The sequence below is a fragment of the Nocardia concava NBRC 100430 genome (assembly GCF_000308815.1).
In the GTDB taxonomy this organism is placed as follows: Bacteria; Actinomycetota; Actinomycetes; order Mycobacteriales; family Mycobacteriaceae; genus Nocardia; species Nocardia concava.
In genome coordinates this window covers 13,039-38,386 of record NZ_BAFX01000110.1, presented here as the reverse complement: position 1 = coordinate 38,386, position 25,348 = coordinate 13,039, and the positions used below count along the sequence as shown (strand labels likewise).

Annotated in this window: 20 protein-coding genes and 1 pseudogene; 16 read left to right on the top strand and 5 right to left on the bottom strand. The window is 67.9% G+C overall.

The features are described from left to right. Window positions 1-102: 102 nt before the first annotated feature. A complete protein-coding gene (locus ON43_RS26675; RefSeq protein ID WP_040811788.1) occupies window positions 103-1,509 on the bottom strand; it encodes a DHA2 family efflux MFS transporter permease subunit in 1,407 nt (468 codons plus the stop codon). A gap of 106 nt (window positions 1,510-1,615) precedes the next feature. On the opposite strand from ON43_RS26675, the gene ON43_RS26670 reads away from it, so the two are divergent. The 3 genes from ON43_RS26670 (at window position 1,616) to ON43_RS26660 (ending at window position 4,941) form a co-directional block, all read left to right on the top strand. Continuing rightward, window positions 1,616-2,569, top strand: coding sequence for a sigma-70 family RNA polymerase sigma factor (locus ON43_RS26670; protein WP_040811787.1), 954 nt, complete (start codon window positions 1,616-1,618; stop codon window positions 2,567-2,569). Window positions 2,570-2,750: 181 nt separating this feature from the next. After that, on the top strand, window positions 2,751-3,935 hold the full coding sequence (moeZ, locus tag ON43_RS26665; protein ID WP_040811785.1) for an adenylyltransferase/sulfurtransferase MoeZ: 1,185 nt from the start codon (window positions 2,751-2,753) through the stop codon (window positions 3,933-3,935). Window positions 3,936-4,089: 154 nt separating this feature from the next. Continuing rightward, a complete protein-coding gene (locus ON43_RS26660) occupies window positions 4,090-4,941 on the top strand; it encodes a TIGR02569 family protein (RefSeq protein WP_040811829.1) in 852 nt (283 codons plus the stop codon). A 141-nt stretch (window positions 4,942-5,082) separates the two neighbouring features. On the opposite strand, the gene ON43_RS26655 is transcribed toward ON43_RS26660, so the two are convergent. Continuing rightward, window positions 5,083-6,543 (bottom strand): MFS transporter, encoded by a 1,461-nt coding sequence (locus ON43_RS26655; protein WP_040811784.1) that lies wholly within the window; start codon window positions 6,541-6,543, stop codon window positions 5,083-5,085. Between the two features lie 174 nt (window positions 6,544-6,717). Further along, window positions 6,718-7,401 carry a FadR/GntR family transcriptional regulator gene (locus tag ON43_RS26650; RefSeq protein ID WP_040811783.1) on the bottom strand — a complete coding sequence of 228 codons (684 nt, stop codon included), beginning with the start codon at window positions 7,399-7,401 and terminating at the stop codon, window positions 6,718-6,720. An 89-nt stretch (window positions 7,402-7,490) separates the two neighbouring features. Here ON43_RS26650 and ON43_RS26645 point away from each other — a divergent pair, with 89 nt between their 5' ends. The 8 genes and pseudogenes from ON43_RS26645 to ON43_RS26610 all read left to right on the top strand — a co-directional run bounded on the left by ON43_RS26645 (window position 7,491) and on the right by ON43_RS26610 (window position 16,772). Next, complete coding sequence (locus ON43_RS26645; RefSeq protein ID WP_083913750.1) at window positions 7,491-8,780, top strand: MFS transporter; 1,290 nt, start codon at window positions 7,491-7,493, stop codon at window positions 8,778-8,780. A 272-nt stretch (window positions 8,781-9,052) separates the two neighbouring features. Continuing rightward, window positions 9,053-10,540, top strand: coding sequence for an MFS transporter (locus ON43_RS26640; protein ID WP_040811781.1), 1,488 nt, complete (start codon window positions 9,053-9,055; stop codon window positions 10,538-10,540). A gap of 38 nt (window positions 10,541-10,578) precedes the next feature. Then, the gene (gene nirB, locus ON43_RS26635) at window positions 10,579-13,131 is read left to right on the top strand and encodes a nitrite reductase large subunit NirB (protein ID WP_086008024.1); all 2,553 of its coding nucleotides are present in this window, start codon (window positions 10,579-10,581) and stop codon (window positions 13,129-13,131) included. Between the two features lie 67 nt (window positions 13,132-13,198). Continuing rightward, the gene (gene nirD, locus ON43_RS26630) at window positions 13,199-13,591 is read left to right on the top strand and encodes a nitrite reductase small subunit NirD (protein ID WP_040811779.1); all 393 of its coding nucleotides are present in this window, start codon (window positions 13,199-13,201) and stop codon (window positions 13,589-13,591) included. After that, window positions 13,588-14,733, top strand: a pseudogene (locus ON43_RS26625) (uroporphyrinogen-III synthase); the annotation flags it as partial. The gene nirD and the pseudogene ON43_RS26625, both read left to right, overlap by 4 nt. Window positions 14,734-15,116: 383 nt before the next feature. Further along, window positions 15,117-15,929 carry a sirohydrochlorin chelatase gene (locus tag ON43_RS26620; RefSeq protein ID WP_040811823.1) on the top strand — a complete coding sequence of 271 codons (813 nt, stop codon included), beginning with the start codon at window positions 15,117-15,119 and terminating at the stop codon, window positions 15,927-15,929. Between the two features lie 142 nt (window positions 15,930-16,071). Then, window positions 16,072-16,284: a hypothetical protein gene (locus tag ON43_RS26615; RefSeq protein ID WP_040811777.1), complete on the top strand. Its 213-nt coding sequence runs from the start codon at window positions 16,072-16,074 to the stop codon at window positions 16,282-16,284. Between the two features lie 80 nt (window positions 16,285-16,364). Further along, window positions 16,365-16,772 carry a nuclear transport factor 2 family protein gene (locus ON43_RS26610; RefSeq protein WP_040811776.1) on the top strand — a complete coding sequence of 136 codons (408 nt, stop codon included), beginning with the start codon at window positions 16,365-16,367 and terminating at the stop codon, window positions 16,770-16,772. On the opposite strand, the gene ON43_RS26605 is transcribed toward ON43_RS26610, so the two are convergent. Next, a complete protein-coding gene (locus ON43_RS26605) occupies window positions 16,769-17,386 on the bottom strand; it encodes a TetR/AcrR family transcriptional regulator (protein ID WP_040811774.1) in 618 nt (205 codons plus the stop codon). The genes ON43_RS26610 and ON43_RS26605 overlap by 4 nt on opposite strands. Before the next feature lie 117 nt (window positions 17,387-17,503). Between ON43_RS26605 and ON43_RS26600 the strand changes: the two genes are divergently transcribed. The 5 genes from ON43_RS26600 (at window position 17,504) to ON43_RS26580 (ending at window position 24,402) form a co-directional block, all read left to right on the top strand. Next, window positions 17,504-18,886 (top strand): flavin-containing monooxygenase, encoded by a 1,383-nt coding sequence (locus ON43_RS26600; protein WP_051179284.1) that lies wholly within the window; start codon window positions 17,504-17,506, stop codon window positions 18,884-18,886. 13 nt (window positions 18,887-18,899) lie between these two features. Further along, a complete protein-coding gene (locus ON43_RS26595) occupies window positions 18,900-20,048 on the top strand; it encodes an EstA family serine hydrolase (RefSeq protein WP_040811771.1) in 1,149 nt (382 codons plus the stop codon). Window positions 20,049-20,196: 148 nt separating this feature from the next. Beyond that, complete coding sequence (casG, locus tag ON43_RS26590; RefSeq protein ID WP_040811770.1) at window positions 20,197-21,858, top strand: steroid-24-oyl-CoA synthetase; 1,662 nt, start codon at window positions 20,197-20,199, stop codon at window positions 21,856-21,858. Between the two features lie 6 nt (window positions 21,859-21,864). After that, window positions 21,865-23,610, top strand: coding sequence for an N-acyl-D-amino-acid deacylase family protein (locus tag ON43_RS26585; RefSeq protein WP_040811768.1), 1,746 nt, complete (start codon window positions 21,865-21,867; stop codon window positions 23,608-23,610). A 12-nt stretch (window positions 23,611-23,622) separates the two neighbouring features. After that, a complete protein-coding gene (locus tag ON43_RS26580) occupies window positions 23,623-24,402 on the top strand; it encodes an SDR family NAD(P)-dependent oxidoreductase (RefSeq protein WP_040811766.1) in 780 nt (259 codons plus the stop codon). Window positions 24,403-24,431: 29 nt separating this feature from the next. On the opposite strand, the gene ON43_RS26575 is transcribed toward ON43_RS26580, so the two are convergent. Beyond that, window positions 24,432-25,340, bottom strand: coding sequence for a LysR family transcriptional regulator (locus ON43_RS26575; RefSeq protein WP_051179274.1), 909 nt, complete (start codon window positions 25,338-25,340; stop codon window positions 24,432-24,434). Window positions 25,341-25,348: the final 8 nt, after the last annotated feature.

The window sequence follows — 25,348 nt, the reverse complement described above, 5'->3', positions numbered from 1 at the left end:
GGGCGTGGGGGACACCCGAGATCGCGCGCTGACACGCCGAATTCCGGCGCGCCGCAGGGCACGTCGGAATAGCGGATAGGGGGTTGCGCCGACGGCGGGGGATTACGCCGCCGCAACGGGGACCGGTGCAGTCGTGGGCTTGGCGGAAACCCGCTGCCGCGCAATGACACCCAGCCCCGCGAGCGCGCCGAGGCCCGCGCTGGCCGCCGTGGCGAGGATCGCGGCGCGGAAGCCGTGCTGGACGGCCGTGGTCGAGGTGTAGCCGCCCGCGACGGTGAAAACCGCTGAGGTGATCGCGATTCCGAGACTGCCGCCCAGCTGGCGGCTGGCGTTGTAGATGCCCGAGGCGGTGCCGATGGATTCCGGCCCGACCGAGCTGATGGCCGAGTTCTGCACGGCGGGCATGGCGGCCGAGATGCCGACTCCGGCCAGCAGCATGGGCACGATCAGCGCCGGGTATCCGGCCCCGGTTCCCGCCGCGAGCGCGATCCAGCCGAAGCCCGTCGCCGCGACCAGTAGTCCGCCCACGATCAACCGTCGCTCACCGATCCGGCTCATGTACGTGCCGGAGAGCGGCGCGATGACGAAAAGTGTTGCGGTCCAGGGCAGCAGTCGCACTCCCGAGCCGAGCGGGCTGTTGTGCAATCCGGCCTGCAGGTACTGCGCGAAGAAGAACGCCGTGCCGAACAGCGCGGCGGTCATGAGGATTCCGGCCAGATTGGCGGCGCTGAACCCGCGATGGGTGAACAGACCCATGGGAATCATCGGCGCGCGGGCCCGCAGTTCCCATCCGACGAAGGCCGCCAGCAGCACCGTGCCGCCGATCAGTCCGCCCAGTACCTCGGCGCTGGTCCAGCCGCTGGTGTTGCCGCGCACCAGCCCGATCACCAGTCCCAGCACGCCGAGCCCGGACAGCATCACCCCGAGTGCATCGACCGGGCGTGCGGGCCCGGTGCTTTCGGCCACGAACCGCCGCACCAGCGGAATCAGCGCAATGCCGATGGGCACGTTCAGCCAGAAGATCCACTCCCAGGTCAGGCCCTGCACGACCGCGCCGCCGACCACGGGCCCGCCGAGAATGGCCAGCCCGATGATCCCGGCGAAAATCCCCATGGCCCGGCCTCGCTGCTCGGGCGGGAAGGCCACTCCGACCAGCGCGAACGACGCGGGCATGATCATCGCCGCCCCGACGCCCTGCACCGCCCGCGCCGCGATCAGCCAGCCGATATCGGTGCACAGCGCGCAGGCCGCCGATGCCGCGGTGAACAGCACCAGCCCCGTGACGAGCAGATTCCGCCGCCCGAACCGATCGCCGAGCACCGCCGCGGTCAGCAGCAGCACGGCCAATGCGAGTGTGTATGAGTTGAGCGTCCACCCGAGCGCCTCCAGCGACGCTCCGAGTTTGACGCGAATCGTATTGAGCGCGGTGGTCACGACGAGCGCGTCGAGCCCCACCATCAAGGACGCCACCGAGGCAAGGGCGAGCGTCCACCGTTGATGCGTGGTCATGATTTTGACCTTCCGAAGATGATCCGAGGGTGTCGCAGATACGTACTCACCGCCCCGCGAAAACTCATCGCTCGACGGTGGGGCGGGGGCGTGCTAGCAAGGTGGGATGACCGCTGTTGTCGACGACGTGGTCGCCGTCGCTGAATCGCATCGCTCGGAATTGCTGGCTTACTGCTATCGGATGACCGGGTCGCTGCATGATGCGGAGGATCTGGTGCAGGAGATTCAGGTTCGGGCCTGGAAGGCGGCGGAATCGTATGACCCGCAACGGGCTTCGATTCGGACGTGGTTGTATCGGATCGCCACGAATGTGTGTTTGACGGCGTTGAAGACGGCGGAGCGGCGGGCGTTGCCGGTGGATTTGGCGGAGCCGAATCCGGTGGTCGGGCCGGGGCATCTGGAGAAGTCGCCCGAATTGCCTTGGCTGGAGCCGTTTCCGGACGCGTTGCTCGGGGAGGGCGATCCGGCGGCGGTGGTCGCGGCCCGGGAGAGTGTGCGGCTGGCGTTCGTGGCCGCGCTGCAGCATCTTCCGCCGATGCAGCGGGCGGTGCTGATTCTCCGCGATGTGCTGGCGCTGCGGGCGAACGAGGTGGCCGGTCTGCTCGAGACCAGCACCGCGGCCGTCAACAGCGCCCTGCAGCGGGCGCATGCGGGTTTGGCCGGGCTCGAGGCCGCACCGGCGGAGCTCGCCGATGCCGAGCAGCGCGCACTGCTGGACCGCTACGTCGAGGCCTTCGAATCCATGGACGTGGACGCCCTCAAGCGCATCCTGCGCGAGGACGCCCTGCTGCAGATGCCGCCGTTCCTGGCCTGGTTCCTGGGCCGCGATGCCGTGGCGGCCTTCATGACCCGCGTCTTCACCCGCGGCGAGGCGTTCCGGCTGCTCCCCACCCGCGCCAACGGCCGCCCCGCCGTGGCCGCCTACGTCCGACGCGGCGGCGACGTCTTCGAGGCGGCCAACCTGCACATCCTCACCCTCGACGGCGACGGCATCGCCCGCATGGATCTGTTCCACGACCCGGACCTGTTCCGCTTCTTCGGCCTCCCCGCCTGGCTGTGACCCCGGTCCAGGCCGCCCGGAGCCCCGCGATTTCCGGGGTTCGAGGGGCGGAGCCCCTCAATTCTTTAGGGGTTTCAGGGACGAGTTGAATCTCCCTTAGGCTGGGGAAGAACGCCGCGCGCCCCGGTGTTGCAGAAGTGGCCGCGAGTATCCGGCGAATTCGATTGAGGAGTCCGAAGACGTGTCATCGCATCCCTCCCTGCCGCCCCTGGTGGAGCCGGCGGCGGAGCTGACCCGCGACGAGGTCGCCCGCTACAGCCGCCACCTGATCATTCCCGACCTGGGCACGGTCGGGCAGAAACGCTTGAAGAACGCGCGCGTGCTGGTGATCGGCGCGGGCGGGCTCGGCTCCCCGGCGCTGCTGTACCTGGCCGCCGCGGGCGTGGGCACGCTGGGCATCGTCGAGTTCGACGAGGTCGACGCCTCCAACCTGCAGCGCCAGATCATTCACGGCGAATCCGATATCGGCCGCTCCAAGGCCGACAGCGCCCGCGACTCGATCCTGGAGATCAACTCCGGAATCAATGTGGAGCTGCACAAGATTCGCCTCGAGCCCGACAACGCCATCGAGCTGTTCCGTCAGTACGACCTGATCGTCGACGGCACCGACAACTTCGCCACCCGCTACCTGGTCAACGACGCCGCCGTGCTGGCGGGCAAGCCGTACGTGTGGGGCTCGATCTACCGCTTCGAGGGCCAGGTCTCGGTCTTCTGGGAGGACGCCCCCGACGGCCGCGGCATCAACTACCGCGATCTCTACCCCGAGGCCCCGCCGCCGGGCATGGTCCCCTCCTGCGCCGAGGGCGGCGTGCTGGGCGTGCTGTGCGCCTCGATCGGCTCGATCATGGTGACCGAGGCGATCAAGCTGATCACCGGCATCGGCGACCCGCTGCTGGGCCGTCTGATGGTCTACGACGCATTGGACATGTCCTACCGGACCATCAAGCTGCGCCGCGATCCCGAACGCCAGCCCATCACCGAACTCATCGACTACGACGCCTTCTGCGGCGTGGTCTCGGAGGAGGGCCAGGCCGCCGCGATCGGTTCCACGATCACCGCGCGTGAGCTGAAGGACATGCTGGACGCGGGCAAGGACGTCGCCATCATCGACGTCCGCGAACCGGTCGAGTGGGACATCGTCCGCATCGAGGGCGCGACCCTGATTCCCAAGGACCGCATCCTCTCCGGTGAGGCCCTGGTCGAGCTGCCGCAGAACACCCCGATCGTGTTGCACTGCAAGACCGGAATCCGCTCCGCCGAGGCGCTCGCCGCCCTGAAGAACGCGGGCTTCGCCGATGCCACGCATTTGCAGGGCGGAATCATCGCCTGGGCCAACCAGGTTGATCCGTCGCTTCCCGTGTACTGAGTGAATCGGGGTTCGGGAGCTTGGCTTTCGGACCCCGACACCCGGTCTTTCCGGGCAAAATTCTGGGCAACTTATCGACTTGGTGCCAGCTGGTCTGTTACCGGTGTGGCGTCTGATTCCCGCGTCTTTACGGCGGTACCGTACGCGCGTGACCATGACTGCTGTGGAGCCTCCTGAGCATGTGCGCTCGACCTTCGGGTTGCGCGAGGAAGCGCCGGTTCCGCTCGGGAACTGGGACGGTGGCTGGCGACTGGGTGACGTGGTGCTGAGCCCGGTCACCGATCACGCGCGCGCGGCCTGGTCCGCCAAGGTGCGCGAGACGCTGCGGGTGGACGGCATTCGCCTGGCCCGCCCGGTCCGCGCCACCGATGGGCGGTATGTCGTATCCGGTTGGCGCGCCGACACCTATCTCGAAGGTGTCCCCGAACCCCGCCACGACGAGGTCGTTTCGCTGTCCCTGCGACTACACCAGGTGACCGCGAAGCTCGAACGCCCCCGCTTCCTGGCCGCGCAGCCGGTCGCCCCCTGGGTGGATGTGGACGTCTTCGCGGCCGCGGATCGCGCTGCGTGGGAAGCGGTTCCGCTGCGCAGCCTCAAGATGGGCGGCCTGCTGCCCGCCACCTCACCCGACGGCGACCGCAGCCTGACCCTGATCACCCAGCTCTCGACCCTGCGCAAACCGGTGGTCACGCCCTCGCAGCTGGTGCACGGGGACTTGTTCGGAACCGTCCTGTTCTCCGGCAATTTCGCGCCGGGCCTCACCGACATCACCCCGTACTGGCGGCCCGCGCCGTGGGCCGCGGCGGTCATCGTGGTGGACGCCCTGTCCTGGGGCGGCGCCGATGACGGCCTGCTCGACCGCTGGCGTGACCTGCCCGAATGGCCGCAGATGCTGGTGCGCGCGGTCATGTTCCGGCTCGCCGTGCACGCCCTGCACCCGCGTTCCACGCCCGAGGCGTTCCCGGGCCTGGCCCGGACCGCGGACATGATCCGCCTGCTGCTCTAACTCTGTCAGAACGAACGAAAGGCTGTGCCGAACAGGCGAAAGGCCGCGCCGGGCGACGAATCCGGCGCGGCCTTCGCGCTCCCCGAGGGGTGGGGAGCCCTTGAGAGACCGTGGCTCCCAAAGCTTTCGAGCGTTGGGCTCCTACACGTTGGCGTGCGCCAGCGAGGGCGCGCGTCCGACCGCGAAGGAGGACCGCAGGTAGAACCACCAGCACAGCGCACCCATGGCCAGGTAGGCCACGACGTAACCCCAGAACGCGGGATTCATGGTGTGGTAGTGCGTATTCGACAGCCGCAGCGCCTGCTGCAGCACCCACCCGCCCGCGGCGCCGATCGCGCCGATCACACCGATGGCCGCACCCGCCTGCCGCTTCGCGGACACCAGCGCCTCACCGATGTCCTGCCCGGTCTCCGAGGCGTGCTTGCGCGCCTCGGCGGTGAAGATCATCGGAATCATCCGGTAGGTCGACCCGTTGCCGATGCCGCTGAACACGAACAGCAGCAGGAACGAGATCAGGTAGAGCGGAAAGCTCTTGGCCGACAGCGACGCCACGATGAGCGCGGCCGAGACCGCCATCCCGCCGAACACGTACAGGGTGATCTTCGCGCCGGTGAGCTTGTCGGCGATCCAGCCGCCGAACGGCCGGCTCATGGATCCGACGAGCGCGCCAAGGAAGGCGAGGTTGCCCAGCGTGCCCATCCAGCCGATCTTGGCCAGGCTCGGGAAGTTGGCCTTGAGCAGGGTGGGGAAGGCGAAGGAGAAGCCGATGAACGAGCCGAAGGTGCCGATGTAGAGGACCGCCATCACCCAGGTGTGCCGGTTGACGAGCGCCTTCTTGTAGGACGTGCCATCGGATTTCGCGCCCGAGAGCGAATCCATGTAGCACAGCGCGCCGAACAACGCGATCAGGATGAACGGAATCCACACCAGCACGGCGAGGGTGATGCCGAAGCGGTAGCCGCCCGGGTTCTTGGCGAAGATGTGGGTGCCCAGGGTGATCAGCAGCGGCACGAACAACTGGGTCTGTGCCACACCGAGATTGCCGCCCGCGGCATTGATGCCCAGCGCCGCACCCTTCTTGCCCTCGGGGAAGAAGAAGTTGATGTTCGCCATCGAGGACGAGAAGTTCCCGCCGCCGACACCGGCGAGGGCCGCCAGCACCATGAACACCCACATGGGGGTGCTCGGGTGGTTGATGAAGTAGGCGATGCCCAGGGTGGGGATCAGCAGCATGGCGGCGCTGAAGGCGGTGAAGGCGCGGCCGCCGAAGCGCGGGATGGCGAAGGTGTAGGGGATGCGCAGCGCCGCGCCGACCAGGGTGGGGGTGGAGGTGAGCAGCAGGGCGTTGTTCACCGCGTCCGGATTCTTCGCGCCCAGGAAGGCGAATCCGGCCGAGCCCATCGCGGTCACGATGCTGGCCCAGATGACCCAGATGCTGAATCCCAGATTTTCGGCGAAGACCGAGAAGATCAGATTCTTGCGGGCGGTTTGTTTTCCGCCGTTTTCCCAGAATTCAGCGTTATCCGGTTCCCAGTGGTCGATCCACCGTCCCCGTCTCTGGAAGGTGAAGGTGGTTTCGGGGGCCTCTACTACGGATGCCATGAGCAGCTGTCCTCTCGGCTGTCGCGACCGTCCTCATCAAGGGCTCCCGGTCAGTCGTGGAGCCGCTGCGGTCGGGATCAACCGTAGGAAGCATGTTTTACGCCCGAATGTTTTTCGGTGACGGGAACGGTAATTCCGGCTCACCTCGCGACGATTCGGGCGGTGACCTTTCGGTTACTCGAAATTCGTATCAAGCGTCCGGTATTCGGCCATGAGCGAGTCGAGGAAGCAGTTGGCCACCCGCGCGGCCCGGTCGGGATCACCGTCGATCACCGCCTGCACGAGTTCGGCGTGCTCGTCGTGATACGTCGCGCCGTCCTGTTCGGACCGGAAGCGGATCCCGGCCGCGATGACGGGCAGCAGCGAGTCGTAGAACTCCAGATATACCGCATTGTGGCTGGCGACGACGATGGCGCGGTGAATTTGCACATCGGCCTCGATGGCGGCATCGAAGTCGGTGTCCCAGAAGCGGGTTCGATCATCGAGCAGTCGCCGCAGGGTCGCCATATCGGTCTCGTCGCGGCGGGTGGCGGCGAGCCGGGCGGCGGTGGTGTCCAGTGCCTGGCGCAGCTCCAGCAGATCGCGCTGGTGGGCGTCGGCGAAGTACTCCGACAGGGTGCCGCCGAGGCTGGAGGTGGAGATGACATAGGTGCCCGAGCCCTGTCTGCGCTCGAGCATGCCGGCATGCACGAGCGCCTGGACGGCCTCGCGCACGGTATTTCGACCGGTGCCGGTGAGCTCGGTGAGCTCGGGCTCGGTGGGGATACGTGAGCCGACGGCCCAACGGCCGGAACGGATTTCGGCACGAAGCTGCTCTGTCACCTGAGCGATGAGGCTCGTGCGCCGGACTGGTTGCACGGATGACAGCGTACCCTGCCTCACATTCGTTGCATCACATCATCGGGTCATCCTATGATTTTCGGGTGACTGCGACGATGGATGAGACGATGGCCCCGGAGAGGGGCCTTATTGCTGCTGCGAGCCGGACAACCGACCAGGCTCGCCCCGAACTCGCCCACCCCCACCCCGAACTCTCCAAGCGCGCCCTGCTCGAGGGCCGCCTGCTCGTGCTCGTCGCCATCGTCGTCTCCGCTCTCACCCTCCGCGTCGCCGTCACCGCGTTCACCCCTCTGGCCGCCCGCATCGGCGAGGACATCGGCTATTCGACCGCGGTGGTCGGCGTGTTCGGCATGCTGCCGACCGCCATGTTCGCCCTCGGCGGCCTGCTGACCCCGCTGTTCTCCCGCCGCCTCGGCCTGGAACTGACCGCATTGGTCGCGATGCTCATGACCGGCGTCGGCTCTGCGCTGCGCGCGCTCGTGCCCGACACCTGGGAGCTGCTGGCCTTCTCGGCGCTGGCGCTGGGCGGCATGGGCATCGGCAATATCGTGATCCCGCCCCTGGTCAAGCGGTACTTCTCGGATCGGCTGGCGCTGCTGAGCTCGGTCTACATCGTGATGGTGCAGCTGGGCACGGTCTTCCCGGCGCTGATCGCGGTCCCGATCGCCGACGCGCACGGCTGGCGGCTCTCGCTGGGCATGTGGGCCGCGCTGGCCTTCGCCGCGGCGCTGCCGTGGATCGGCGTGCTGCGGGTGCGCCGCGATCGCGCGCTGCACGATTCCACCGAAATGCCCACCGAGGCGGTCGAATCCACCGGCAAGGTGTGGCGCTCGCCGCTGGCGTGGGGCATGGCCTTCATGTTCGGCATGACCTCGCTCATCACCTATTCGCTGTTCACCTGGATGCCGACGATCTTCGGCGATGCCGGGGCCAGCGCGTCCTTCGGCGGCACCATGGTCGGCGTCTTCGCGCTGATCGGCCTGGTGGCGGCGCTCGGCGCCCCGATCGTGGTGGGTCGCATGGCCAATCCGTTCCCGGTGGTCATCGGCTGCGCGGTGTTCTTCTTCATCGGCTTCGCCGGGCTGCTGTTCGCGCCGATGGCCGCGCCGCTGGTGTGGGTGCTGGCCCTGGGCCTGGGGCCCTCGACCTTCCCGATGGCCCTGACGCTGATCAATCTGCGCACCCGCACGGGCGCCGGTTCGGCCGCGCTGTCGGGCTTCACCCAGGGTGTCGGCTACTCCGTGGCGTGCACCGGTCCGCTGGTGTTCGGCGCGCTGCACACGATGACCGGAGAGTGGCTGGCCCCGTTCGGCTTCCTGGTGCTCGCCGTGGTGGTGCTGATGGTCGGCGGCTGGGTGGCGTGCAAGCCGCAGCTGCTCGAGGACACCTGGAACTAATTCGCTCCAAGAAATTTCACCGCTCGAGTTGCCGAGCCGTGAGGTTGAGGCCATGCTGTGTGGCAAGCCTCTCACCTCACGGCTCGTTTTCTCGTTTCCAGGCGATTTGTCATCGCCGGAAACCGTTGTGTCACACGGACGAAACATAACGCCGGTTCTCACGCCGAATGGTCGGATTTCGTGAGCAACCGTTGATTTAACGGTCATTTCGCGCAGCATCGACGCAATACCCGTTTCCTACCTTGGGGCCATCCAGATTTCAGGAGGGCCTCTTGTTGAGCACGCTGACCCGCAAGCGCGACATCGAGCATTGGGATGCCGAGGATGTCGAGGCTTGGGATGCCGGTGGTAAGGACATCGCGCGCCGCAATCTGATCTGGTCGGTATTCGCCGAGCATGTCGGATTCTCGGTGTGGTCGATCTGGTCGGTCATGGTGCTGTTCATGCCGACCGCGGTGTTCCACATCGATCCGGCCGGAAAGTTCTTCCTGGGCGCGGTGCCCACCCTGGTCGGCGGCCTCGCGCGGATCCCCTACACCGTGCTGACCGCGAAGTTCGGCGGCCGCAACTGGACCATCGTGAGCGCGCTGCTGCTGCTCATCCCGACGCTGCTGGCGCTGTACTTCGTGAACCAGCCGGGCACCTCCTACACGACATTCCTGGTCGTGGCGGCCTTCGCGGGCCTGGGCGGTGGCAACTTCTCCTCGTCGATGTCCAACATCAACGTCTTCTACCCGCAGCGGCTCAAGGGCTGGGCGCTGGGCATCAACGCGGGCGGCGGCAATATCGGCGTGCCGGTGGTGCAGCTGATCGGCCTGGCGGTCATCGCCACCCTGGGCAACGCCTACGGCAACGCGACGGTGGTGTGCGCGATCTACCTGGTGCTCATCGCGGCGGCGGCGATCGGCGCGGCGCTGTACATGGACAACGTCAAGAACCAGAAGGCCGATCTGTCGTACATGATCAAGGCGCTCAAGGTGCCGCAGTCGTGGGCCATCGCCTTTCTCTACATCGGCACCTTCGGTTCCTTCATCGGCTACTCCTTCGCGTTCGGCCAGGTGCTGCAGATCAGCTTCAAGGCGGGCGGCGCGAGCGTCGCCGCGGCCACCCTGCATGCCGCGCAGATCGCCTTCATCGGACCGCTGCTGGGTTCGCTGGCCCGACCGTACGGCGGCAAGTGGGCCGACCGCCTCGGCGGCAGCAAGGTCACCCTCTACACCTTCGTGGCCATGACCGCGGCGGCCGTGCTGGTCGCGGTGGCCTCCACCATGGGCGACCACGCCGGATACCCCAAGGGCGGCGTGATGATCGCCATGATCGCCGGTTTCACCCTGCTGTTCGTCATCTCGGGCATCGGCAACGGTGCGGTCACCAAGATCATCCCCTCGGTTTTCGAGGCCAAATCCCGCTCGCTGGAAGGTGATTCGGCCTTCCGGGCGGCGTGGGCCCGCAATACCTCGGGTGCGCTCATCGGTTTCGTCGGCGCGATCGGCGCGCTGGGCGGTGTCGGCATCAACCTGGTGCTGCGCTCCTCCTACGCCTCCACCAAGTCCGCGACCACCGCGTTCTGGGTCTTCATGGCCTTCTACGTGGTGTGTGGCCTGGTCTGCTGGGCGGTCTTCATGCGCCGCCCGAGCCTCAAGGCCCCGGCCACCGACTCCGACGTCGTCGTCGAGGCGGAATCGCTTGTGCTGCAAGCGGAGTCCGCTACCGATCTTGCGTCCAACCCAGCTCAGTCCGCCGCGTCGGCTCGCGCCTGACCCGTCCATTCTCGAAGGGGACCGTCATGACCCACAGCATCGAACGCAAGACCGTCGTCGTGGTCGGCCACGGCATGGTGGGCCACCGCTTCGTCGAGGCGCTGCGCTCCCGTGACGAGGCCGGGACCTGGCAGGTCATCGTGCTCAGCGAGGAGAAGCTGGCCGCCTACGACCGGGTCGGCCTGTCCTCCTACGTCGGTATCTGGGAGACCTCCGCGCTGGCGTTGCCCGGCAACGACTACGAGGGCGACGACCTGGTCGAGGTGCGCCTGGGCGTGAAGGCCGACTCGATCGACAAGACCGCCCGCAAGGTCACCACCTCCACCGGCGACGTGATCGCTTACGACGCACTGGTTCTCGCGACCGGCTCCTACGCCTTCGTGCCGCCGGTGCCGGGTCACGACTTGGAGGGCAACTTCGTCTACCGCACCCTCGAGGACCTCGACGGCATCCGGGCCACGGCCGAGGCGGCCGGTCCGGGCGCGGTCGGCATCGTGGTCGGCGGCGGTCTGCTGGGCCTGGAGGCGGCGAACGCGCTGCGCCTGCTGGGTATGACCCCGCACGTGGTCGAGTTCAACAAGTGGCTGATGCCGGCCCAGATCGACGAGGGTGGTGGCGCCATCCTCGAAAAGCTGGTCACCGAACTGGGTTTGACCGTGCACACCGGTGTCGGCACCTCCTCGATCGAGGAGGTCGAGGGCGCGCCTTTGGCCGAGCGCCTGTCGGTGAAGTTCTCCGACGACACCGAATTGCGCGCTGCCATGGTGGTTTTCGCCGCCGGTGTCCGTCCCCGCGACGAGATCGCCAAGACCGCCGGGCTGGAGGTGGGCCCGCGCGGCGGTGTCATCACCGATCTGGGCCTGCAGACCTCGGACCCGAACATCTATGCCATCGGTGAGGTCGCCGCGGTCGAGGGTGTCTGCTACGGCCTGGTCGCCCCCGGTTACAGCACCGCCGAGGTGGTCGCCGACCGCCTGCTGGGCGGCGCGGGCGAGTTCCCGGGCGCGGACCTGTCCACCAAGCTGAAGCTGCTCGGCGTGGATGTGGCGAGTTTCGGTGACGCGCACGGCAAGACCGAGGGCGCGCTCTCGGTGGTGCTGCACGACGCCGCCAAGGGCACCTACGCGAAACTCGTCGTCTCCGATGACGCCCAGACCCTGCTCGGCGGTGTGCTGGTCGGTGACGCCACCCAGTATTCAGCGCTGCGCCCGCTGGTCGGCCGCCCGCTGCCGGCGGATCCGGCCGCGCTGATCTCCCCGGCCGGCGCCGAACTGGGCGCGGACGCGCTGCCCGACGACGCGCAGATCTGCTCCTGCAACAACGTCTCCAAGGGTTCGATCTGCGGCGCCATCGCCGACGGCGCCTGCGACGTGCCCGCCATCAAGAGCTGCACCAATGCCGGAACCTCCTGCGGCGGTTGCGTTCCCATGCTCAAGAAGCTCCTCGAACAGTCGGGTGTGGAGGTCTCCAAGTCGCTGTGCGAGCACTTCTCGCAGTCGCGCGCCGAGCTGTTCCACATCATCCAGTCGACCGGCATCCGCACCTTCTCGGGCCTGATCGCCAAGTACGGCAAGGGCACCGGCTGCGATATCTGCAAGCCGACCGTGGCCTCGATCCTGGCGTCCACCTCGAGCGACCACATCCTCGACGGCGAGCAGGCCTCGCTGCAGGACACCAACGACCACTTCCTGGCCAACCTGCAGAAGAACGGCACCTACTCGGTGGTGCCGCGCATGCCCGGCGGTGAGGTGACCGCCGAGCAGCTCATCACCATCGGCGAGGTGGCCAAGGAGTTCGGCCTGTACGTGAAGGTCACCGGCGGCCAGCGCATCGACCTGTTCGGCGCGCGGGTCGAGCAGCTGCCGCTGATCTGGAAGCGCCTGGTCGACGCGGGCATGGAATCCGGTCACGCGTACGGCAAGTCGCTGCGCACGGTGAAGTCCTGCGTCGGTTCCACCTGGTGCCGCTACGGCCAGCAGGATTCGGTCGGCATGGCCGTGCTGCTCGAAAAGCGTTACCGCGGACTGCGTTCCCCGCACAAGCTGAAGCTGGCGGTCTCGGGTTGCGCCCGCGAATGCGCGGAGGCGCGCGGCAAGGATGTCGGCGTCATCGCCACCGAGCACGGCTGGAACCTCTACGTCGGCGGCAACGGCGGCCTGACCCCCAAGCACGCGGTGCTGCTGGCCGGTGACCTCGACGACGAGACCTTGATCAAGTACATCGACCGCTACCTGATGTTCTACATCCGCACCGCGGACCGCCTGCAGCGCACCGCGCCCTGGCAGGAGGCCCTCGAGGGCGGCATGGACTACCTCAAGCAGGTCATCTGCGAGGACAGCCTGGGCATCGCCGACGATCTCGAGGCCGCCATGGCCAAGCACGTCGACGGCTACAAGGACGAGTGGGCGGCGGTCCTCGAGGACGAGGGCAAGCTCTCGCGTTTCGTGTCCTTCGTGAACGCGCCCGAGGAGTCCGATCCGACCATCGGGTTCGACGACAGCGGTGAGCGCAAGGTTCCGGTGCTCCTCGGCATTCCGGACATTCCGGTCGGTGTCGCCAAGGTCACCGAGTCCGCCACGAACGGGAAATGACCGCTTAACCGCTTGGAAACAGGACGTCGGTACCAATAGGTACAGGCCGTTCGGAGGAGAGTTACCGATGACCGTAATCGACACACCCGGCACCGCGACCAGCACTTCCGGCTGGACCCAGGCTTGCCGACTGGATTATCTGATTCCGGGCCGCGGCGTGGCGGTTCTGCTCAAGGGTGGCCGGCAGGCGGCCCTGTTCCTCAGCACCGACGCGACGCTTTTCGCCGTCGGCAATATCGATCCCTTCGGCCGGGCGGCGGTGATGTCGCGAGGCCTGGTGGGCGACCGCGGCGGCGTGCCGGTGGTGGCCTCGCCGCTGCTCAAGCAGGCGTTCTCGCTCATCGACGGGCGTTGCCTCGACGACGACTCGGTATCGCTGCCCGTCTACGCGGTGCGTGTGGTGGACGGTGTGGTCGCCGTCGCCAACGAACCCATGATCTTCCCCGGTGGTACCGCATGACCGAGGTCGACGGCGGTACCCCGCTCGCTGGATTCACGGTCGGCATCACGGCCGCCCGCCGCGCCGATGAGCTCGGCACCCTGCTCACCCGCCGGGGCGCGAATATCGTTGCCGCCCCGGCCATCCGGATCATTCCGCTCTCCGACGACACCGAGCTGGAGCGGGTGACGCGCCAGCTGGTCGCCGCTCCGCCGCAGATCACCGTGGCCACCACCGGAATCGGCTTCCGCGGCTGGATGGAGGCCGCCGAAGGTTGGGGCCTGGCCGAACAGCTGCGCTCCACGCTCGCCTCGACCCGCCTGCTGGCCCGCGGCCCCAAGGCCAAGGGCGCCATCCGCGCGGCCGAGCTGCGCGAAGAATGGTCACCCGCTTCGGAATCCAGCGCCGAGGTGCTCGATCACCTGCTGGCCGAGGGCGTCGAGGGCGTGCGCATCGCGGTGCAGCTGCACGGCGCGACCACCGAATGGGAGCCGGTCGCCGACTTCTGCGAGGTGCTGCGCTGTGCCGGAGCCGATGTGGTTCCGGTCCCGGTCTACCGGTGGACGCCGCCGGAGGACCGCACCCCGATGGATCGCCTCATCGAGGGCATCGTCACCGCCGGACTGGACTGCGTGACCTTCACCAGCGCCCCGGCCGTGGCCTCACTTCTCATGCGCGCCAAGGAAACCGGACTGCTCGAAGCGGTCCTGCACGCTTTCCGCACCCGGGTGCTGCCCGCCTGCGTCGGCCCCATCACGGCGGCCCCGCTGGAGGAGCTCGGCGTCTCGACCTCCATGCCCGGCCGTGCCCGCCTGGGTGCGCTGGCCCGCCACGTCGCCGAGGAACTTCCGCGGCGCGCCAACCGGATTCAGGCCGCCGGGCACATGCTCAGCGTCCGCGGCGGTTGCGTCGTGGTGGACGGCCAGGTGCGCCAATTGGCCCCCGCGCCAATGGCTTTGATGCGTTCGCTGGCTCGCCAGCCCGGCCGCGTCGTCTCCCGCGAGGACCTGCTCGCCGCCCTCCCCGGCGGCGGTGACGACACCCACGCCGTGGAAACCGCCATCGCCCGCCTGCGCGCGGGCCTGGGCACCCCCAAAGCCATCCAGACCGTCGTCAAGCGCGGCTACCGCCTGGCCCTGGACCCGGCCGAGTGCATCGACAACCCGCACCCGGAACCACAGGGTCCGGCTGCCCGCCAAGGCTTGCCGGCCAGATCGCAGGGCCTGGGCGCGCGCCGCGAGGTAGTGCCGCCCCGTACTCCGGGCAGCCGCCCGCTCCCGCCCGAGGCGCCGCCCTCCGCGACGGTCCGCCACCCGGCCCCCGTCACCGGAGTCGCCCGCCCGGTCGCGCTTCCGGTGCAGGCCACGCCCCCGGTGCGGCCCGCCGCCGTGCCCCCGCCGCGGCCCGCAGCCGTGCCCAATCCCGCGAGCGCTCGATCGGCGGCCAACGCCCGCGCGGTCGCCGCCACGCGACCGTTCGGCGCGCCGATCGTTGCTCCCGGTTCCGCCAACGCGGTTCGTCCCGTTCGCCCGCCGCGGGGTGCGTGGTGAGCGCGCCGGCCCTCGTCCTGGTGGCGCACGGCACCCGGAGCGCACGGGGCGTGGAGATGATCGCCGAGCTGGCGGGAGCCGTGGCTCGGGAACTGGGTGCCGCGGCGTTCGCGCACGGCATCCGCAACGGGGGTGCCCAGACAGGTGCCGGTGCCGATTTCGGGGCCGCATCGGCATCGTTGCGTGAGTTGGCGATCACGGAGCCGCCGCGGGTGCGGACCGCGTTCGTGGATGTGCTGGGGCCGTCCCCGGCCGAGGTGTTGCGGGACCTGGATCAGGTTCCCGCAGTGGTGGTTCCGGCGTTTCTCGCCTCGGGCTACCACGTGTATCAGGATGTGCCGCGAGAGGTGGCCGCGAGTGCGCACGATGCGGTCGCGGTCACCCAGGCCATGGGCCCGGATCCGGCGCTGGCCGAGGTCATGCACCTGCGGCTGCGGGCCGCGGGCTGGCGTCCGGGTGACGCGGTGGTGTTCGCCGCCGCGGGCTCCTCGGATTCCCGTGCGCGCCAGGATGTTCAGCGCGCCGCGAACCTGCTCTCGGACCGCATCGGAACCCCGGCGCACCTGGCCTACATCGCCACCGGCGAGCCGAGGGTGCCGGAAGTAGTCGCGTCCGTGCGCGCCGCGGGCGCGCGCCGGGTCTTCGTCGCCTCCTACCTGCTCGCGCACGGCCTGTTCCATCAGCGCCTGCACGAGGCGGGCGCGGACGGGGTGGCCGAGCCGATCGGCGTGCACCCGGCCGTGGTCGGCTTGCTGACCGATCGCTACTACGCGGCCATCGAGACCGTGGCGGCCGCCCGGGTCGCCTGATTCCTTCCCGGATGCACCGTTTCGGGGCCGAGCTCATTAGGGGCTCGGCCCTAATCTTTTCCCGAATTACCGTATCGCTTGGCGATTTTGGATTTCGCGTGGCAACCTTTACCGGATTCGGTTACCACTCGGAGGATTCCACGTGAAGAAGATTGTCGTCGCCGCTCTGATCACGGGCGGTCTGGCCGCCCCCATGGCCACCGCCGCGGCCGACTACCCGTCGATGGTCGACCCCTGGCAGGCCTGCATGGCCGCGGGCCAGACCTACGACCAGTGCAAGGCGCTCGCCGACAGCACCCAGCCCACCGACCAGGGCGCGGGATTCGGCTACACCGGCTCGTCGTACAGCCGCTGAATTTAAACAATTCAATTTCAGATTTCCGCTCACCGGTATTCACGGGTTCAGTTCCCTCCGGTGGCGATGAGGATGGCGGGATGTCGTTCGAACATCCCGCCCGCCGCGCCGGTCTCGCCTCGCAGGATGCGGTGCGGGCAAAGCGCAGGGATGAATGGCTGAGCCTGTTCGCGGATGATGCGCGGGTCGAGGATCCGGTGGGGATTTCGCCGTATGATCCCGTGGGGGAGGGGCATTCGGGTTACGCGGCCATTGCGGCGTTCTGGGACAAGGCGATCGAGCCCAGTGCTATCGAATTCTTTTGGGCCGATTCGTTCGCGTGCGGCGACGAGGCGGCGTTCACCGGGACCATTCGAAGCGCCCGCGCCGATGTCGTCGTCGAGGTCGATCTGGTCGCGGTGTACCGGGTGAACGCCGCCGGGAAAATCGTTGCGCTGCGGGCGTTCTGGGAACTGGCGCGCGCCCGCGTCACGCCCGTGGAGAACTAGCCCTTCGGGGTTCGGCCGGGCGTCTGCAGTGCCGGGAACCAGATGTCGGTGAGGACGCTGGCGGCCTCCTCGGCCGAGACATCGATCGTCCCCTGCATGGCCCAGCGGGTGAAGAACCGCTCCAGCTGAGCGACCAGCAGTTCGACGCGCAGGCGCGCCTCCTCCTGCCGGTCCGCGGGCCAGCGGGACAGATACGAGCTCATGACATTGGGCAGCGCCATGATCCCTTCGCGCGCCACTTCCCGGAATTCGGGCTCCAGTGCGGTCGCCTCGTCCCAGGCGGGCAGCAGATCCTTGTACTCCTGGAACCAGTCGATGGCCCGCCGCATCCAGGCCGCGAACTCCTCCCGCGAACCACTGTCGAGCACGTGGTCGAGGTCCTCGTAGAAGTGCTGGACGCTGGGCAGCGTGCCCTGTTCGGCAATGGCGCGCAGCACATCCGGTTTCCCGGTGAAGTGCAGGTAGAAGGTGGCGCGGCTGCAGCCGACGGCGGCGGCGATGTCATCGACGCGGACCGGCGCGTAGCCCTGGGTGGTGAACAGCTGGGTGGCCGCCTCGATGAGTCGGCCGCGGGTTTGCCGCTTCTGTTCTTCGCGCAGTGAAGGTCGGGTCACGCCTGAATGATAGACGTAAGTCGACTCACTAGACACGGTGTCTAGTGAGTGTTAGCGTGTGTGGCACATCACGTCCGGCAGGGGAATGTGACCCGTCGCCGAACCAGGAGAGTGAAATTGGCTGCGCCATCTGCACAGAACCGTGAATTGCCCAGGGTTGCCATCATCGGCGCGGGCCCGTCGGGCATCACCGCCGCGAAGCGGCTGGCCGAATACGGCATCCCCTTCGATTGCTACGAAGCCTCCGACGAGGTGGGCGGCAACTGGTACTACAAGAACCCGAACGGGATGTCGGCCTGCTACCAGAGCCTGCACATCGACACCTCGAAGTACCGGCTGCAGTTCGAGGACTTCCCCGCCCCGGAGGAGTGGCCGGACTTCCCGCACCACAGCCAATTGCACCGGTACTTCAAGGATTACGTCGATCACTTCGGCATCCGCGATCGAATCGTCTTCAACAACAAGGTGATCTCGGCCGAGCGCGCCGTGGACGGCCTGTGGACCCTGACCACCGATCAGGGCCGGGTCGAGACCTACGACGCGCTGATCGTGGCCAATGGCCACCACTGGGATCCGCGCACCCCCGACTACCCGGGCGAGTTCGACGGCGTGCTCATGCACTCGCACTCCTACAACGACCCGTTCGACCCGATCGATATGCGCGGCAAGCGAATCGTGGTGGTGGGCATGGGCAATTCGGGCCTGGACGTCGCCTCGGAGCTGTCGCAGAAGTTCATCGCCTCGAAGCTGTGGGTCTCGGCCCGCCGCGGCGTGTGGGTGCTGCCGAAGTACGTGGGCGGCAAGGTCGGCGACACCCAGGTGGTGCCGGCGTGGATGCCGCCGAAGGTGGCGCTCAAGCTCAAGCAGCGCTTCGTGGTGAAGAACCGCGGCCGCATGGAGGATTACGGCCTGCCCAAGCCGGATCACCTGCCCTTCGAGGCGCATCCCTCGGCCAGTGAGGAGTTCCTGCACCGGGTCGGTTGCGGCGATATCGATTTCAAGCCCGCCATCACCCGACTCGACGGCAAGACGGTGCATTTCGCGGACGGCTCGTCCGAAGAGGTGGACGTGATCGTGTGCGCCACCGGCTATCACATCAGCTTCCCGTTCTTCACCGATCCGGCGCTGCGCCCCGATGCGAGCAACAAGCTGCCGCTGTGGCGGCAGATGGTGAATCCGGAGATCGACAATCTCTTCTATCTCGGTCTGGCACAGCCGATGCCGACGCTGGTGAACTTCGCCGAGCAGCAGTCCAAGCTGGTCGCGGCGTACCTGACCGGCAATTACCGGCTGCCGTCGGCGGCGGAGATGAACGCGGCCACGGCGAAGGCGGAGGCGGAACGCGCTGAGCGGTACTACAACTCGCCGCGGCACACCATTCAGATCGACTTCGACATCTATGTCCGCGAGCTGAAGAAGGAACTCGCCGAGGGTGCGCGCCGCGCGGATGCGGCGGGGAACGCGCTTCCGGTGCCGGGTCGTGCCTTGGTGAAGGTCTAGGGAGTAGGACGGAATGAGCAACGTCGCTGGATTCTGTTCCGATGAATTCGCCGCGGTCCGTGCGGCTTTCACCGAGCAGGTGGAATCGGGCGCGGAACTGGGCGCGTCGGTCTGCGTGACCGTGGACGGCGAGACGGTGGTCGATCTCTGGGGCGGCTACGCCGACCCGGAAAAGACCAGGCCGTGGGAGGCCGACACCCTGGTCAACACCTTCTCCATCACCAAGACCATGGTCGCGCTGAGCGCCCTGCTGCTGGTCGAGGCCGGGGAACTGGATGTGCACCAGAAGGTGGCCCACTACTGGCCGGAGTTCGCCGCCAACGGCAAGGCGGATATCGAGGTGCGGCACCTGCTCTCGCACACCTCGGGCGTCTCCGGCTGGGAGGCCCCGATCGAGCTGCGCGACATCTATGACACCGAGGCGGCCTCGGATCGCCTTGCGGCACAGGAACCCTGGTGGGTTCCGGGAACCGCCTCGGGTTATCACGCCCTGAACTACGGGCATCTGACGGGCACGGTGATCAAGCGCATCACCGGTCGCTCGCTGGGGCGGTTCTTCGCCGAGGAATTGGCGCGGCCGCTGGACGCGGACTTCCATATCGGCACACCCGCGGCCGATCTCGGGCGCATCGCCACCCTGGTGCCGCCGGAGTTCCTCGAGTTCGACCAGTCGCAGCTGCCGCAGGACAGCGTCCTGTACAAGACGCTGTTCCAGCCGCTGCTGGATTTCGCCGAGTGCGGGACGCCCGAGTGGCAACAGGCCGAGCTGGGCGGCATGGGCGGGCACGGCAATGCCCGCTCGATCGCCCGGGTGCAGTCGGTGATCAGCAACGGCGGGGAGCTCGGCGGTCGGAAGTTCCTGTCGGACAAGACGATCGACCTCATTTTCGATCAGCAGTGCGACGGCTTCGATCTGGCCATCCTGCAGCCGGTGCGTTTCGGCATCGGTTACGGACTGCCGCAGCCGCAGATCGGACCGCAGGTGCCCGACGGCAAGGTGTGCTGGTGGAACGGCCTGGGCGGCGCGCACGTGGTGAACGACCTGGACCACCGCGTCACCTTCGCCTACGCCATGAACCGCATGGCGCCGGGTCTGATCGGCTCCGATCGTGCCGACGCCTATATGAAGGCGACCTTCGACGTGGTCCGGGGGCGGGCGTGAGGCGCGCGGCGTGGTGTCCGGCGGCGTCCCGCCCCGTCATCCCAGAAAGTGGTACGGCGGCACCAAAAGATTGCGGTTCCCTCCCGCGCCCCCGGCTCGCTGCGGCAAGCTGCGGAGGTTGGCGCATCGACACCCGAGGACTTGACTCATGACCAATGCCATTGATCTTCAGGCACTCGCGGCCCAGGTCGCCGGGAAGTTGACCGGGCCTGGTGGTCCGTTCGAGATCGCGGTCGAGCAGGTGCTGGGTGCGCCGCAGCCGGTGTTCAAGCATCGCCGCGGCTCGCTGCTCGAGCTCCTGGAGGCCTCCCGTGAGCTGGGCGATCGCGATTATCTCGTCTCCGAGCGCACCCGCTACACCTTCGCTGAGCATTACGCGGCCGCGGGCGCGCTGGCCGCCGCGTTGGCGGAACGCTACGGCGTCGGCAAGGGCGATCGGGTCGGCATCCTGGCTGCGAACACCCCGGAATGGGTGCTGACCTTCTGGGCGGCGCAGCGTCTCGGCGCGATCCCCGTCGGCTACAACGCCTGGTGGGCGCCGCGCGAGATCGAGTACGGCCTCGAGCACTCCGCGCCGAAAGTTGTTGTCGCGGACGCGAAGCGGGCGGCGCTGGTAGCGGAGACCGGCACCGACATTCCGGTGCTCACCATGGAGACCGATCTCCCCGCGCTGTTCGCGGAGTTCGCGGGCGGCAATCCGGCGAATGCGGTGTCCGCGGACGATCCGGCGATCATCCTCTACACCTCCGGCACCACCGGTCGTCCCAAGGGCGTCGTGCACACCCAGCAGAACCTGATCGCGGTCGCCGACTACCACCGTTTCATGGACGCGCTGGCGGCCGGATTCCGTGGCCAGGCGTGGGACGGTTCCCCGCAGGGCCGCCGCTACCTGGCGACCATGCCGCTGTTCCACATCGCGAGCCTGCACAATCTGTCGATTCCGCGACTGACCACCGGTGACGCCGTGGTGTTCCCGTCCTCGGGCGCGTTCGACGCCGAGTCGCTGCTGCGTCTGGTCGAGGCGGAGCGGGTCACCAACTGGGCGGCCGTGCCGACACTGGCGAGTCGCATTCTGGCCGTGGACATCTCGAAGTACGACCTGTCCTCGCTGACCGCCTTCTCGCTGAACTCCGCCCCGGCCTCGCCCGCGCTGGTGCAGCGGCTGCGCGAGCGGTTCCCGGTCGCGTTGCAGGGCCTGACCACCAGCTACGGCTGCACCGAATCCGGCACCGCCGCGACCGTGGCCACCCCGCCGGAGTTGGCCGCCGACAACGAGACCGTGGGCCGCGCCGTCATCGGCGTCTCGCTCGAAATCCGCGATCCCGACGGCAAAGTCGTCCCCGACGGTGAGGAGGGCGAGATCTGCATCCGCTCGCCCTACGTCATGCTCGGCTACTGGAACAACGAGGCCGCCACCAAGGCGGCCATCGACGAGAACCGCTGGCTGCGCACCGGTGACTTCGGCACCCTGCGCGAGGGCAAGCTCTACATCTCCGGCCGCCGGTCGGATCTGATCCTGCGCGGCGGCGAGAACGTCTACCCGCAGGAGATCGAGAACGTCCTGGACGAGCATCCGGCGGTGCGGGAGTCGGCCGTGATCGGCGTCCCGCACGAGGACCTCGGTCAGGAGGTGGCCGCCATCGTCGTTGTCGACCAACCGGATTCGACGATCGAGGACGAGTTGCGCGATCACGTGGCCAGGCAGCTGGCCTACTTCAAGGTGCCCGCCCGCTGGCTGGTCACCGCGGAACCCCTGCCGCGCAATGCCACCGGCAAGGTGCTGCGCCGCGACCTCTCATTGGGGGAGTGAATTCCTGTGTACGACACCATCATCAAGAACGGCCGCTGGTTCGACGGCACGGGCGCGCCGTCGGCCATCCGCAATCTGGGGATCCGCGACGGCCGGGTGGCGACGGTCTCGGCCACGCCGCTGGACGAGACCGGATGCGGCCGGGTGATCGACGCGACCGGGCGCTGGGTCATGCCGGGCATGATCGACATCCACACCCACTACGACGTGGAGGTGCTGCTGGATCCGTCGCTGTCGGAGTCGTTGCGGCACGGGGTGACCACGCTGCTGCTGGGATCTTGCTCGCTGTCCACGGTGCATGTGGAGGGCAGCGATGCCGGTGACCTGTTCGGCCGGGTGGAGGCCATTCCGCGCAAGCATGTGGTCGCCGCGGTCGACGGGCTCAAGACCTGGAACAGCGCGCACGGCTACGTGAACGCGCTGGAGTCGCTGCCGCTGGGCCCGAATATCGCCGCCTTCATCGGTCATTCGGATATCCGCACCGCGCAGATGGGCCTGCAGCGCGCCACCGATCCGGAGGTGACGCCGACCGAGTCGGAGCTGACGGCCATGGAGCACAAGCTGCGCGAGGCCCTCGACGCGGGCTTCGTCGGCATGTCTTCGCAGCAGCTGCTGTTCGACAAGCTCGACGGCGAAGTGTGCCGCTCTCGGACGCTGCCGTCCACCTATGCCACCGCCAAAGAACGGCGACGGCTGAATCGTGTTCTGCGCGACCGCAAACGGGCATTGCAGGGCGGTCCGGATGTGGCCCGGCCACAGAGCCTGGTCGGCATGGCGGCCAGCAGCCTGGGCTTCTTCCGGCCCAACCTGAAGGTGAGCCTGCTCTCGGCGGCCGACATCAAGGCGATTCCCGGTGTGGTGAAGGTCTTCCCGCTGATCGGCAAGATCATCAACCGGCTCGGCGGCGACTTCCGCTGGCAGCATCTGCCGGTGCCGTTCGAGGTGTACTCCGACGGCATCGACCTGCCGGTGTTCGAGGAATTCGGTTCCGGCGCGGCGGCATTGCACCTGTCCAACCAGCTGGAGAAGCGGCACGAACTGTTCCAGGATCCCGCCTACCGGCGCGCGTTCCGCAAGGACTACGACAAGAAGTGGGGCCCGCGCGTCTGGCACCGGGACTTCTTCGACGCCGAGATCACCGAATGTCCCGACCCGAGCGTGGTGGGCAAGACGTTCGGTCAGGTCGGGCTGGATCGCGGCGGCATCCACCCGGTGGACGCCTTCCTCGACCTGCTGGTCGAGCACGGCTCCGGGGTGCGCTGGCGCACCACCATCTCCAACCACCGGCCCGACGTGCTGAACGCGCTGGCCGCGGATCCCAGTGTGCAGCTGGGCTTCTCGGACGCGGGCGCGCATCTACGGAACATGGCCTTCTACAACTTCGGGCTGCGGTTCCTGAAGCGGGTGCACCGGGCGCAGCAGGCAGGCAAGCCGTTCCTGACGGTCGAGCACGCCGTGCACCGGGTCACCGGTGAACTGGCCGACTGGTACGACCTCGACGCCGGCCACCTGCGCGAGGGCGACCGGGCGGACGTGCTGATCATCGATCCGGCGCATCTGGACGACAGCCTGGAGTCCTACTCGGAGAACCCGATTCCCGAATTCGACAACCTCTCCCGCATGGTCAACCGCAATGACGACACCGTGACCGCGGTCCTGGTCAACGGCGAGTTCGTCTTCGGGCTCGGCGAGAAGGTGGCCACCCTCGGCAAGGAGCGCACGGGCGAGTTCCTGCGCGCCGGACGGCATTAGGAGCGAAACACAGTGAACGCCAGCAGATTCGACGGCCGTACCGCGGTCGTCACGGGTGCGGCGTCCGGCATCGGCGCGGCCATCTCGGCCGCGCTGATCGCCGAGGGCGCGAACGTGGTCGGGCTCGACATCGACGAGGCCGGACTTCAGAAGAAGGCGGCGGAGCTGGGCGATTCCTTCGTCCCGGCGGTCGCCGACGTCACCGACGAGGCGCAGATCGAAGCCGGAATCGGTGTCGCCGCAGAGCGTTTCGGCCGACTGGACGCCGCCTTCAACGCCGCGGGCGCATCCCGCATCGGCGCGGTCACCGACCTCCTGGAGGCCGACTGGGACTTCACCATCGACCTCATCCAGAAGTCGGTCTTCCTCTGCACCAAACATGAAGCGCGCCTGATGAAGTCGACCGGTGGCGGCGCGATCGTGAACATCTCCTCCCTCGACGCCCGCGTCCCCATGCCCGGCGGCAGCGCCTACTCCACCGGCAAGGCGGGCGTGGTGATGTTCACCAAGACCGCCGCCCTGGAACTGGCCCAGCACCGCATCCGGGTCAACGCCATCCTGCCGGGCCTGGTGGACACCCCGCTGGTGGCCCCCATCATGGGCTACGAACCGGCCAAACAGATGTTCCTGGACCGCATTCCGATGGGTGCGCCCGCCACCCCGGAACAGATCGCCGCCCCCAGCCTGTTCCTCGCCTCCGACGACGCCTCCTACATCACCGGCATCGACATGGTGGTCGACGGCGGCTGGGAACTGTCCAACTTCCCCAACCTGGCGAAGCTCGCGGGCTGAGCTGGCAGGCCAACCGACGGCGCGCCGATCTACCCCGTCGCGCCGTCGGCGAAGTGGCTCACCAACCGCCCGACAAAATCGAGAACGTGTGCCCGATCGTCGTCGGATCGGGTGGCGGCGTACCAGGCTCGGGTATCGCCTCGCTGTCCGATCCGCACCGCGGTGACCTCGCCCCGGGTCAGGTACGGCGCGATCACCCAGGACGGCAGGATGCCGACTCCTTCGCCCGCCGCGACCAATTCGACAACCAGTTCGGTGAGCATCGGGACGATGGTGATCCGGTCCGGGCGTGCACCCGGTGGAATCGGCAGCGGCAACGCGTTCGGGCGGCTCTGGTCGTAGCCGTCGTACAGGATCAGGTTCTCGGTGGCGAAATCGGGTCCCGTCACGTACTTCCTGGTCGCCCAACGATGTTCGGATGCCACCACGGCCAGCATCTCGTCGTCCATGAGATGGGTGAGCTTGACCTGCGCGGCCGCCGGGGTCAGTTTGGTCAGCACCGCCACATCGATGAGCTGTGTCAGTAGCGCATCGGCCAGGTCATCGTCGCTGGCGTTGACCACTCGGATCGCGCTGTCGGGACGGGCTTTGCGCATCTCGCGCATGACCGGCGTCAACCAGGACACGGTGGTGGAGCACTGCGTCGACAGTCGAATGTGCCGATCCCCGTTGCGCGCCACCTCACCCACCTCACGTTCGGCGGCGGCCAGATCCGCCAGAATCCGTGACGCCCGAGGCAACAGCCGCGCCCCGGCCTGATTGGGCACCAGCCGCCGCCCCACCCGATCGAAGACCGGTGTGCCCAGTCGTTCCTCCATCCGCAGCAGGCGCTGACTCAGCGCCGGTTGGCTCACGAACAGCCGGTCCGCGGCCTGCTGCAGCGTCCCGCCACCGGCCAGAGCGTCCAGTAGTTCCAGATCGCGCACATCCAGATTCATAAGTGGAG